11 protein-coding genes are annotated in these 11,601 nt (G+C 59.2%); 6 read left to right on the top strand and 5 right to left on the bottom strand.

The window, feature by feature from the left end:
• Positions 1 to 4 precede the first annotated feature (4 nt).
• Together cysS and gltX are read right to left on the bottom strand one after the other, a co-directional pair.
• A complete protein-coding gene (gene cysS / locus AFERRID_RS01700) occupies positions 5 to 1,393 on the bottom strand; it encodes a cysteine--tRNA ligase (RefSeq protein ID WP_113525363.1) in 1,389 nt (462 codons plus the stop codon).
• A complete protein-coding gene (gltX, locus tag AFERRID_RS01705; RefSeq protein ID WP_215886242.1) occupies positions 1,390 to 2,838 on the bottom strand; it encodes a glutamate--tRNA ligase in 1,449 nt (482 codons plus the stop codon). The genes cysS and gltX overlap by 4 nt, the downstream gene beginning before the upstream one ends.
• A gap of 97 nt (positions 2,839 to 2,935) precedes the next feature.
• Between gltX and AFERRID_RS01710 the strand changes: the two genes are divergently transcribed.
• The 6 genes from AFERRID_RS01710 (at position 2,936) to AFERRID_RS01725 (ending at position 7,952) form a co-directional block, all read left to right on the top strand.
• Entirely contained in the window at positions 2,936 to 4,984 is a 2,049-nt protein-coding gene (locus AFERRID_RS01710) for a penicillin-binding protein 1A (protein WP_407923813.1), read from the top strand.
• On the top strand, positions 4,977 to 5,423 hold the full coding sequence (locus AFERRID_RS16160; RefSeq protein WP_407923814.1) for a hypothetical protein: 447 nt from the start codon (positions 4,977 to 4,979) through the stop codon (positions 5,421 to 5,423). The genes AFERRID_RS01710 and AFERRID_RS16160 overlap by 8 nt, the downstream gene beginning before the upstream one ends.
• Positions 5,424 to 5,588: a hypothetical protein gene (locus tag AFERRID_RS15095; protein ID WP_172959316.1), complete on the top strand. Its 165-nt coding sequence runs from the start codon at positions 5,424 to 5,426 to the stop codon at positions 5,586 to 5,588. It begins immediately after the preceding gene.
• 81 nt (positions 5,589 to 5,669) lie between these two features.
• Positions 5,670 to 6,206 carry a hypothetical protein gene (locus AFERRID_RS01715; protein ID WP_126604254.1) on the top strand — a complete coding sequence of 179 codons (537 nt, stop codon included), beginning with the start codon at positions 5,670 to 5,672 and terminating at the stop codon, positions 6,204 to 6,206.
• On the top strand, positions 6,203 to 7,201 hold the full coding sequence (locus AFERRID_RS01720; RefSeq protein WP_126604255.1) for an aminoglycoside phosphotransferase family protein: 999 nt from the start codon (positions 6,203 to 6,205) through the stop codon (positions 7,199 to 7,201). Before AFERRID_RS01715 ends, AFERRID_RS01720 begins: the two co-directional genes overlap by 4 nt.
• Before the next feature lie 4 nt (positions 7,202 to 7,205).
• Positions 7,206 to 7,952, top strand: coding sequence for an HAD family hydrolase (locus AFERRID_RS01725; protein ID WP_113525358.1), 747 nt, complete (start codon positions 7,206 to 7,208; stop codon positions 7,950 to 7,952).
• A gap of 53 nt (positions 7,953 to 8,005) precedes the next feature.
• Here AFERRID_RS01725 and AFERRID_RS01730 read toward each other — a convergent pair whose 3' ends face one another.
• Genes AFERRID_RS01730 through AFERRID_RS15395 form a run of 3 tightly spaced genes read right to left on the bottom strand, consistent with a single transcriptional unit; the run spans position 8,006 to position 11,493 of the window.
• Positions 8,006 to 8,749, bottom strand: coding sequence for a winged helix-turn-helix domain-containing protein (locus tag AFERRID_RS01730; protein ID WP_126604256.1), 744 nt, complete (start codon positions 8,747 to 8,749; stop codon positions 8,006 to 8,008).
• Positions 8,750 to 8,752: 3 nt separating this feature from the next.
• On the bottom strand, positions 8,753 to 10,537 hold the full coding sequence (locus AFERRID_RS01735; protein WP_232027713.1) for an ATP-binding protein: 1,785 nt from the start codon (positions 10,535 to 10,537) through the stop codon (positions 8,753 to 8,755).
• Entirely contained in the window at positions 10,513 to 11,493 is a 981-nt protein-coding gene (locus AFERRID_RS15395) for a sensor histidine kinase KdpD (protein ID WP_232027715.1), read from the bottom strand. Before AFERRID_RS15395 ends, AFERRID_RS01735 begins: the two co-directional genes overlap by 25 nt.
• Positions 11,494 to 11,601: the final 108 nt, after the last annotated feature.

Genomic DNA, 11,601 nt, shown 5'->3' on the forward strand with positions numbered 1-11,601 from the left:
TGCCTTATCCCCGCCGCCATGTGGTGCCGCCGGGGCCATCTTCGAGGATGACTCCAGCGCCTGCCAATTCCTGCCGGATGGCGTCGGCTCCGGCAAAATCACGGGCCTGCCGCGCCGCAGCGCGCGCGGCAATACGCCCATCGATCCAAGGCACGTCCGCGTCGTCGCCGCGAAGAAAACCCTCGGCATCCTGTTGCAGCAAACCCAGCACACCCGCCAGTTCCCGTAACAGGGTGGCGAGCGGCGCTGCCACCTCACTGCCTTCGTCCCGCAGGCGATTCAGTTCGCGGGCCAGATCAAAAAGCACGGCAAGGGCTGCCGGTGTATGAAAATCATCACTCATGGCGGCATGGAAACGCTCCCGCCACTCGCTACCCATCTCCGCCACGATTTCAGGCCTGGGCATTCCACGCAGGGCAGTATAGAGCCGCGTGAGACCCGCCCTCGCCTGCTCCAGCGCCTCTTCCGCATAGTTCAATGGGCTACGGTAATGGCTGGAGAGAATGAAAAAACGCAACACTTCGCCGGAATAGCGGGGCAGAAGCTCCCGCACCGTGAAGAAATTATTCAGGGATTTTGACATTTTCTCGTCGTTGATGCGGACAAAGCCGTTGTGCATCCAGTAATGGGCAAAAGCACAGCCCGCGCCCTGGGACTGGGCGATTTCATTCTCATGATGCGGGAACTGCAGATCGGCACCGCCGCCATGTATATCAAAGGCACAGCCCAGGGCATCGGCGGACATGGCGGAGCACTCGATATGCCAGCCCGGCCGCCCCTCTCCCCACGCTGAAGGCCAGGACGGCTCGCCGGGCTTGGCCGCTTTCCACAGGGCAAAATCCAGAGGATCGCGTTTTTCTTCGCCGACTTCGACCCGCGCACCCGCCGTCAACTCGTCAATGGACTTGCCGGATAGGCGGCCATACTCCGGAAAGCTGCGCACTGCGTAGTATACATCGCCATTGGCCGCCACATAGGCATGCCCTCTGTGGATGAGTTCGCCGATCAGGGTTTGCATGGCGCCCACATGCTCCGTCGCCCGCGGTTCCAGATCAGGTCTCCGGCAGAGCAACGCCGCCTCATCTTCATGCATGGCGTCGATGAAACGTGCTGTGAGGGACTGAATCGACTCGCCACACTCCAACGCCCGACGAATGATCTTGTCGTCGACATCAGTGATATTGCGAACGTAGGTCACCTCATATCCGCGCTCACGCAGATAGCGCACCACCGTATCAAAGGTGACCATGACCCGGGCATGGCCGAGATGACAGAAGTCGTATACGGTCATCCCGCAGACATAGAGTCCCACATGATTGGGACGCAACACCTCTAGCGGCGTTTTACTGCGGCGCAGGGTGTCAAAGAGGGTCACTACGGGCAGATTGATCATGGGGTGGTCTCGATGGGCGTTGAGGGGCGTTGGGCCGCGGCATGGAGACGCGCCAGAGCGCGCTCTTCACCGATAAGGGGAAGGAGCGCCGCCAGTTCCGGGCCGTGAGTGAGCCCGGTGAGCGCGGCGCGCAGGGGCATGAACAACGCCTTGCCGCGATGCCCGCTAGCCTGCTGCAAGGCTTTTGTCCAGCTCCGGTACTCTCCACCGGACGCCTGCAGCGTCGCCTGAGCGACGGACCAGAACTCCGGACTAACGCCGATGATGGCCTCGACCGCGTCGTCAGCCAACGCGGGAACGCCAAAACAGCGCTCGGCCCAATCCAGGGCATCGCCGGGCAGCAGGATATTGGCACGCACCGCCGCCACGAAAGGCATTTCCAGCCCCATCGGCACCTTACCCCGCAGCAGTGGCGCCAGCCAGTTCCAGACGGCGGCCTCGTCCAGCGACTGCACCGCCTCGTGCTGCCAGTGCTGCAACTGCGCCATATCAAAATGGCTGGGCGCCCGGCTGATCTGGTTCAGCGCAAAGCCCTGCGCCAATGCCCTGCTATCCAGAAAGCCAGTCGCACTGTAATGATGACCCAGACGGGCGAGGTAGTTGCGCAGCGCCGCGGCCAGATAACCGTCCTTGCGCAAATCACGCAGGCTGGCAGCTCCGTATCGTTTGGACAGGGGCTGACCGTCGGCCCCAAGCAACAAAGGCAGGTGCCCATAAGCGGGAACCGGTAACCCCAGCGCCTGCAATATCAAAACTTGCCGGGGCGTATTGGTCAGATGATCCTCGCCGCGCAAAACCAGATTCACCTCCATCAGCGCGTCGTCGACCGCATTGGCGAAAAAAAAGGCGGGGCTGCCGTCGCTGCGACGGATGACAAAATCCCCCAGATCGGCCAGCGCATAGTGTCGCTCACCCCAAACCAGATCCGGCACCGTGAGGGTGCCCTGATCTGGCACCCGGAACCGCAGGGTAGGCAATAACCCGGCAGCCTCGCGCTCGGCCCGCGCCGCGGCGTCGAGGTGCCGGCACCGCCCCCCATAGCGCGGCGCCTTTCCGGCGGAGCGCAGCACGGCGCGCTCGGCGGCCAGATCATCGGCACTGCAATAGCAGGGGTAAGCCTGCCCGGCCGCCTGCAACTGGGCATAATACGCATCATAGAGGCGCAGACGTTCCATCTGCCGGTAGGGGCCGTGGTCGCCACCACGGTCCGGGCCTTCGTCCCAGTCGATGCCGAACCACCGCAGATCTTCCAGCAGGGCTCTCTCATAGATCTCTGGAGAGCGCTGCTGATCCGTATCTTCCAGACGCAAAGTGAATGTTCCACCCGCGCCACGCGCCGCCAGCCAAGCGAAAAGGGCTGTGCGGGCATTGCCAAGGTGCAGGTAACCGGTGGGGCTGGGCGCAAAGCGACTCTTCAGATTCATGGTGGTATAGTATTGCGCCATCGGCCGCATCGCAATGCAAAAGCCGGGATAGGATACTTCGCAAAGTGCAGGCCAGCATGCGCTTTGCGAAGTACTCATACACACGGAAAGAAACGGAATGGCTCAAGCGAATACCCCGCGCGCGCGCGCCAGGCAACCGAAGCGCCACCATTATGGACGCTGGATTTTACTGATCATCCTGCTGATTCTGATCAATATCGGGATCGGCGTCGGCATTTATGTCTACCGCATCTGGCAAACTCTACCGCCTGTCCACGAACTCAAGGAATGGCATCCGGATGAACCCTTGCGGATATACGCCGCGAACGGCGCGCTGCTGCAGGAGGTCGGTCCTCAGATGCGCTATGCGCTGCCCCTCGACCAGATTCCGGCCCGGTTGCAGGAAGCCTTCATATCCGCCGAAAACGCCCGTTTTTACAGTAACAACCCGCTGTATTACCCGGTCAGCTATCCCGGGATTCTGCGGGCGGCGGTGGTGGACGTCATTCATATGGCGCCGATGCAGGGTGCCAGCACCATCCCGGAGCAGGTGGCCCGGAACTTTTACCTGACTCCGCAAAAAACCATTTCCCGGAAGATCGCGGAAATTCTCCTGGCATACAAACTCGCCGCTCATTTCACCCATAAGCAGATTCTTGAACTTTATCTGAACAAGATTTATCTCGGGCAAGGGGCCTACGGCGTGCAGGCAGCGGCCCGGACCTATTTCGGAAAAGGCGTCAGTGAACTGACACTGGGGGAGATGGCAACTATTGCCGGGCTACCGCCGGCGCCTTCGGTCCTAAACCCCGTAGTGAATCCCGATCTCGCCAGGAGGCGCCGCGGCTATGTGCTCAAACGCATGGAAAAGCTCGGCTATATTTCTGCGGATGAGGAGGCGAAGGCCAATGCGGAGCCCATTCTCTCGCGCTATCATGCCGCCGCCAGCAATGGCGCGCCCTACGTCACCGACTGGATCGCCAGTTGGCTTACCCAGCAATTTGGCAGCGATTTCACCTACCGTTCCGGCCTCAAGGTGTATACCACCATCGTGCCGCAAGATCAGGAAGCGGCGAATGAGGCGATTGCCGTGGGCCTGGAAAACTACGATATGGGGCTCTCCAGCATGGATCCCAAAAGCTACCGTGGCCCCATCGCACGTCTCAGCGGGGCTGCGCTGCAGGCGGCTCTCGCCGGCAAGCGGCCGGACATGTTGCCACCACATGATCCGGCCAACCTCAAATGGGGCGTAGTGGTCAGCGCCGACCCCAAAAGCGCCACGGTCTCTCTGGAAGGCGTAAAAAATGTCACGCTGACCCTGCGCGACGTCAACTGGGCACGCCCCCGTGTGGGCGCACCCATGCCGCGTACGGTAAACGCGGTCCTGCACAGCGGCGACCTGATCTGGCTGCGCCCTTATGTCCACGCTGTCACGGCGGGGGCTGGCCAGGAATGGGGAGCCAATGTCTGGTCCTCGGCCGGGAAGAACGCGGGCTGGCAGCTTTCACAAGTTCCCCAGGTACAGGGCGCCCTGGTCAGTCTGGACAGTCGCACCGGGGCCATCCACGCCTTGGTGGGCGGCTTCAGCTATGAACTCAGCCATTTCGATCGCGCCGTGTTTGCCTACCGGCAACCCGGATCGGGCTTCAAGCCGTTCGTCTACGCCGCGGCCATGGATGCGCCGGCACTGCTGGCTTCGGGCAAGAACACCTACATGACGCCCCAGACCCCGATTCCGGACACCCCCCTGTCCATCACCCTGCCTACCGGCCAGGTCTATGTACCGACCAACTACAGTAACCAGTTCTCCAATACGCCGATCCCGGTATGGTCGAATCTGGCGTACTCCCATAACGTGCCCAGTGTGCGTATCCTGATGGATATCGGCATTCCCTACGCGGCGCAGTATGTGCAACGCTTTGGTTTTCCGGCAAAGCAGGTGCCTCAGGTGCCGTCCATGGTGCTGGGCGCGGGGGACTACAGTCCCCTGCAACTCGCTCGCGCCTATGCGGTCTTCTCCAGTGGCGGCTTTTTGCCCAAGCCCTATCTCATCACCAGAATCGTGAACAGTCGTGGCACCCAGATCTCCCTGCTCAACTGCCCCATGGGCTATACTCCGCCCCCCAGCAGACGGCCATACCCCCGGGGTGGCCTACCTGATGACTGAAATGATGCAACAAGTGATCAAAATCGGGACCGGTGTCGCCGCCCAGAGCCTCGGGCGCAATGACATCGCCGGCAAAACCGGCACGACCAACCACGAAAACAACGCCTGGTTCAACGGGTTTAGCCCGCGCATCACCACCAGCGTCTGGGTGGGCTACGACGATAACCGCACCATGGGCCGCTGGGCTGCGGGCGCGCGGGAGGCGTTGCCGATCTGGATTCACTATATGCGTACGGCCATGGCGGGCAGCCCGGCTACCGGATTCTTCCGGCCGCCCTCGGTGACCGGCCCGACCATCAGCGGTGGCAGCAATATCATCGGCGTCAGTGATTATCTTGCAGGATATCCGCCCGTTGCCGCGCCCACGGCGTCAACGACAAGCGGCGCGGGAACGGATATCGGCGACCGACTGATGAACACTATCAAGAGCCTTTTCTGAGTGGATAACCCAAGCCAAGCGCCCGCTGCCGCCTGGCGCCGCCCCGTCTGGTCCACCGCCCGGGAATCCTGCGTGGGTACGGCGCTGGGCAGCAGCCCCTTCGTCCAGGTCCCCTGCGCCATATTGCTTTTAGCGGCCTCGCCCGTGCTGCAACCGCCTAACTAACCACATCGCCCATGTTCCTTGCGGGCAGGAAGGGATATCGCACAGGCAGGCCCCGTTCAGCCGGGAAAGGAGAAACGGAGATTGGCAACACGTCCCAAAAAGTGGGCCCGGTCCAACCGCGGTCGATGGGCGATTTTTGTCATCCTCGCCGTGCTGCTCACAGCCATTGCGGTGGGTATAGCCCTCCATCTGCCGGTTCGTCCGCGGAGTGTCGGCGCGCCGCTCGTGACACGGAAACCGGCGGCGCCGATACCCTCCCAACGCGCCGTGGACCTGGGGTCTTATGGCGTCACCATTACGGACCATACCGGGCGAATCCATGTCCTGACCATTCATCCGGTGGCCATCCTGCAGGGCGATGGCCCTTGGAAGAGCCTTCTCCCATTGCAGGGGCAACTGGATGCGCGCATCGCCAACCCCTTCATGGCGTTTCCTGACCTGGCCGGCATCACCAGCTCCACCTCAGCCAGGGCTGCGCTGGAGCAACAAATCCAGCGAAATATCGCGCCGTTGCTGAATGGTGCGGAGTCGGGCTGGAAAATCATCGGGATAGAATTACATCCGGTACTGCGGCCTCCACCCCCGGAGATTCAGGGCAAGGCAAACGGCGCCCAATGAAATACCTGGGCCGTCTGAATCCCTACGATCCACTCTACGCGTATCTCGATAGGCAGATATTTCCACGACCAGACCATGGGCAGGGCTCCAGTCAGTTTCGGGTATTTCAGTTTCCGGCATCCAATGCGGTATTTCTCTATGAGGAAACCCATTCCCAGCAGAAAGTGATCGGCAAGTTCTTCAACCGTATCCATAGGGACCCGCAACAGGCCTGGGACCGGGCGCACAATGAATGGCGGCATATGCATCTGTTGCGCGACCTGGGTTTCCAGACCGAACGCCTGTATATTCCGCAGCCCCTGGGAATTTCACGGGATATCAACAGTGTCATCATCGAGGAATTCTGTCCTGGACAATCCCTCTCCAGCGTCATCAGAGAGTGTATTGAACACAACGATGCGGCGTTATTATATGCGCGCCTGACGGACCTCGGCTATTTCCTTGCCAAATTGCATAACCGGACAGCTCGCGTGGAGACCGTACGCTTTGATGCCCAATTTGCCTATTTCGACAAGATCACGGCGCGCCTGCAGAGACGCCAGCGGATATCCACCCATCAGACCGGAGAACTCCATCATTACCGGGAACGCTGGCAGTATATGGGCTGCATGTGGGCGGACCGGCAGGTGCTGATCCATGGCGATGCCACGCCCTCCAATTTTCTCTTCGCAGCCCGTCGGCGTACCATTGCCATCGATCTGGAACGGATGCAGTATGCAGATCGCGCGTATGATCTTGGCATGATCGCGGGAGAACTGAAACATCACTTCATGCGCAGCACCCATCATGGGGAGCATGCCGAACCATTCATCGGCCATTTTCTCTGGGAATACAGCACCCATTTTCCGGATCGTCATGCCGCTTTCGCGTCGATTACCGAACGGATCCCCTTTTACATGGGCATGACCCTGTTACGCATTGCCCGCAATTCCTGGCTGGACTGGCGTTACAGTCAGGTCCTGATCCACGAAGCCACTCACATTCTGCGGAGATAACACCATGTCCATACGCGCCGTATTTTTCGATCTTTATGGCACCCTGATCAACATTGAAACCAATGAGGAAATGGAGGAGATTTATCGCGGCATATCCCATTATCTCACCTATCACCGGGTCTTCATGAACCGGCGTGAGGTCCGCGAACGCTACTTTGCCATCCTGAAAGAAGGAAAACGCCAATCTGCGGAAAGATATCCGGAAATCGACGTCGAGGCGATCTGGCACACGCTGCTCGTCCAGGAGAACAGCAAACCCCTCAAAGGCCGGGCGAAACTGGCCAGAGAACTGGCCCGCCTGCATCGTGGTCTCTCCCGCACCCGCCTGGAGCGTTACGACGGTGTCAAACGCATCCTGAAAAGTGTTCAGGAAAGCTACCGGATGGCGACCGTTTCCGACGCGCAACGCTGCTTTGCGCTCCCCGAAATGCGCGCGCTGGGTATCAAGAAATATTTTGACGTACGGGTTATTTCCGGTGACTACGGCTATCGCAAACCAGACCCGCGATTATTCACTATGGCCGCAGAGCAACTGGAAGTGGCTCCCCATGAAACGATCTATGTCGGCAATGATATGTATCGGGATATTTATGGCGCCCAACAGGCGGGGATGAAAACCATTTTTGTGGACTCCAATCAGGGCAGCAAATCCTATAACGACGTAGTGCCCGATTATTATGCGAGAGATCTTTATCAGGTGCTGGATGGCATCGGGTTCCTCGCACTGAAACATGCGGATGGCGATGACTGATTACTGTTTTACCCTCGCCGTCAAAGCCCGTGGTATCTTTCCTCTGAGCACGGTTATTTTGAGACCTCCGGATTGCCAAATCGATACCCAACTCCTTTTTCGGTTACCAGATATTGTGGCATTCCGGGATCATCCTCAATCTTCTCCCGCAGTCGTTTGATATATAACCTTACATAGTGGGCCTGATCGCTACTGTGCTCTCCCCACACTGCGCCGAGAATTCGTCGATACGACAATATTCGCCCCTGATTCATCACAAAAAGGTGGAACAGTTGATACTCCTTGGGCGTAATCGGAATGGGCACCCCGCCCTTGCGAAGGGTATGGGTGAGATCATCCAGCTCCAAGACACCAATGACCCAACGGGAAGATTCGGCGGATGAGCCTACTGGCCGTCGCCGCAAATGGGCGCGCAGGCGCGCCAGCAGCTCGCCAATGGTAAACGGCTTGGTCAGATAATCGTCGGCGCCACTATCGAGAGCCTGTATCTTGTCAGCCTCGTTTCCACGCGCCGAGATGACGATGATCAATGCCTGTTCCCCGCCGTGGTCGCGTAATCGACGGATCAGTCCCTGCCCATCCCCATCCGGTAAACCAAGGTCCAGCAGAACCAAAGCGAATGGCCGACCTTCCTGGATTTGTCGTTTTTCCCAAGCCTTCCAGGCATCTTTCAGCGTGGTTTCCCAGTACAAGTGATATCCTGGTTCGCGGTCCATCGCCGCCTGTAGAAACCCGCCGATACTCGGGTCATCCTCCACCAACAGGATATCCAGATCACCTTCGTGTAGGTTTGTCATGGCTTAATCTCCGTCAGACGGCATAGGCGGCTCGGGCTCCCGAAGTACGGTAAAACAAAACACCGCACCGCGCACTGCGACCCGGTTACGCACCCAGATACGTCCGCCATGCAACTCTATAATAGCCGCACAAATGGCGAGGCCCAGTCCGCTACCACCCAGTCCGACGGGTGGCTGGACCTGGCTGAAGCGGGTAAATATTTCCTCTTCGCGGCCCGGTGGTACGCCAAAGCCGTGGTCGATGACGCAAACGGTGATCTCGGCATCGTTCGCATAGGCTTCCAGTTCGATAGCGCGGCCACTCGGGCTATATTTACAAGCATTTTCCAGCAGGTTGGTGAGCACTTGCACCATAAGTTGCGGATCCACGAGGAGCAATGGCAAATCTTTGGGTATCCGCGCCTGAAAAGGACGATCAGTGCATACGGCCTTAACCTGATCGCGTGCGGTAACCAGCAGGTCTTCCAGGGGAACCCATTCTTTCTTGATATGGAGTCGCCCGGACTGCAATGCGGCCATATGCAGAATGCGGTCCACGGTATGTTCCATCTTTTGGGTTTGCTCGCGAATATTCTCCAGGAGATCACGCTCCTCGGCAGTCAGGCCCTGCGCATTGCGCGAAAGTGTCGTCGCGGTGCCCAACACGCCAGCCAAAGGCGTCCGGAGATCATGGGAAACGGCGCCTAAAAGCGCATTTTGCAATTGCTCGACCCGCAAACGGACATCGGCTTCAGTACGCTGAAGAGAAGCTTGCGCCGAATCCAGAGCCACCGCGATGAGCCGCGCTACTGTTTCGAGAAAGCGCAACCAGTCGGCAGGAGCCCGGCGCAGGTCGAGATCCGACAGCATCATGACCCCCAGCACCCGCTCACCAGACAGCATGGGCATAAACAGTGCGGGAATATCCGCCAGCGTATCGGTGCTCATCCCGGCGTTCTTTTTATTCAGAAAACTCCACCGGGCAGCAGCCCGCAGGTTGCGTTGCGGAGCTTCCAGTTCGGTGGACGCTGGAAACATCTGCAAAAGACCATCCGCGTTTTCCGCAGGCGGCAGCCAGAATGCGGCCGCAATACCCAGGGTCTGGTTCAACTTCTCGATGCTGGCGTTCAGAATCCCCTCGACGCCACGGGCACTGCTGAGCGCCTGAACCAATTGATAGAGATTGCGAGCGCGCCGCTCGCGGAGCCGGGCCATGAGTTCCTGCTCGCGGGATCGCGCCACCAGCTGACTGATGAGCAGGATCAGAGAGAGGATCAGCGTAAAATAAGCAAGCGAGCCCACTGTGGTTGGCAAACCGCGATCCAATCCAAATGAATAGTAGCTCACCACGGCGGCAATGAACGTGATGAGGGAGGGCCAGCGACCATACATCAGGGCGGTGCCCACCGCGCCCAGCATATAGAGCATGAACACTCCGGCAAAACCCAGGTAGGCCCCCAAAGACCATGCCAGACCGCTTAAAGCAAGACCTATGGCCCCGCTGATCACAAAGGCGCGATTCCGAGTGCGGCGGCGCAGGGAGGTGTCCACGATGCCAAGGTATTGTTGATTCCGCAGGCGGCGATCTTCGGGTATGGCTTTTTTTACCGGCAATGGATGAATTACCACATCGATGCCGCGCTCGCTGTTCAACAGATGGGCCGTCAAAGAACCGGGCCACCACCAAAGAAACTTGCGCAGGCCTTGCGCCTGTCCCAGTACAATCTGGGTGACGTCGCGCAGCCGCGCATATGCCAAAACCTCCGCGCCGATATTTACTCCGGTCAGACGTGCGGTTTCCGCACCCAAACTTTCCGCAAGATGCAGGTGATTCCATATCCATGCCTGGGTCTGGGGTTCTGCAGCAGGCCGCGTGGAGTGTCCACATGAATCACCAACCAGTCGGCCCGTTGGGCGGTCGCCAGGTGATATGCCGCGCGCACCAGATGCTCATCTTCCGGGCGGCCACTCACGGCTACCAGCAAACGATCCCGGCTTCCGCTACGTCGCCCCTCCTCCGGATTCTGTTGATGAAACTGTCGCAGTTCCAGATCAACCCGGTCCGCTGCCAGTCGCAATGCCAATTGCCTCAGGGCGATGAGGTTGCCTTTACGGAAAAAATGCGTCATCGCGCGCTGACCGCGATCGCCCAGGTACACCTTGCCCTCCTTCAGCCGTTGCAAAAGATCCTCGTCACTGATATCTACCAGAATCACTTCATCGGCCTGCTGAATGATCTGATCCGGCAGGGTCTCCTGAACCTGTATCCCGGTAATCTGCTGGACGACCTCGTGAACGCTCTCCAGATGCTGAACATTCACCGTGGTCGCCACGGAAAGACCCGCGTCCAGCAGTTCCTCCAGATCCTGCCAGCGCTTCTTGTGGCGAGAGCCAGGGGCGTTGCTGTGGGCGAGTTCGTCCAAGAGGAGCAGTCCGGGACGACGGGCAAGCGCCGCGTCCAGATCAAACTCTTCAAGCACAACGTTTTTATAGGGAATATGCACTCGCGGTAACGTCGGCAGGGCATCAGCCAACGCTTGAGTTTCACTGCGCTGGTGGGTTTCGACGACGCCCACCAAAACGTCCACCCCCTTGGCCATCTCCTGTTGCCCGTAGCGCAACATGGCGTAGGTCTTCCCAACGCCCGGGGCGGCACCAAAGAAAATCTTGAGGCGGCCGCGCTGGCGCGCCTGCTCCTCCTGCTGTACCTGTGCCAGCAGGGCATCCGGATCGGGTCGTCCGTCTTTGCGATCTTCAGTCGACATCTGCTACTACCAGGTACCGGATACCATCATCCATAATGCTCCTTTGTTGTCGCATCTTCCGGCGTTTGAGCATAGGGCAAAGCCCGGTCATTACCAAGCGGGATAACG

It is taken from the genome of Acidithiobacillus ferridurans, assembly GCF_003966655.1.
Taxonomy (GTDB): Bacteria; Pseudomonadota; Gammaproteobacteria; order Acidithiobacillales; family Acidithiobacillaceae; genus Acidithiobacillus; species Acidithiobacillus ferridurans.

Excerpts from the sequence above, each read along its gene's own strand:
- cysS (WP_113525363.1), bottom strand. The coding sequence starts at position 1,393 with ATGATCAATCTGCCCGTAGTGACCCTCTTTGACACCCTGCGCCGCAGT.
- gltX (WP_215886242.1), bottom strand. The coding sequence starts at position 2,838 with ATGGCGCAATACTATACCACCATGAATCTGAAGAGTCGCTTTGCGCCC.
- AFERRID_RS01710 (WP_407923813.1), top strand. The coding sequence starts at position 2,936 with ATGGCTCAAGCGAATACCCCGCGCGCGCGCGCCAGGCAACCGAAGCGC.
- AFERRID_RS16160 (WP_407923814.1), top strand. The coding sequence starts at position 4,977 with ATGACTGAAATGATGCAACAAGTGATCAAAATCGGGACCGGTGTCGCC.
- AFERRID_RS01720 (WP_126604255.1), top strand. The coding sequence starts at position 6,203 with ATGAAATACCTGGGCCGTCTGAATCCCTACGATCCACTCTACGCGTAT.
- AFERRID_RS01725 (WP_113525358.1), top strand. The coding sequence starts at position 7,206 with ATGTCCATACGCGCCGTATTTTTCGATCTTTATGGCACCCTGATCAAC.
- AFERRID_RS01730 (WP_126604256.1), bottom strand. The coding sequence starts at position 8,749 with ATGACAAACCTACACGAAGGTGATCTGGATATCCTGTTGGTGGAGGAT.
- AFERRID_RS15395 (WP_232027715.1), bottom strand. The coding sequence starts at position 11,493 with ATGTCGACTGAAGATCGCAAAGACGGACGACCCGATCCGGATGCCCTG.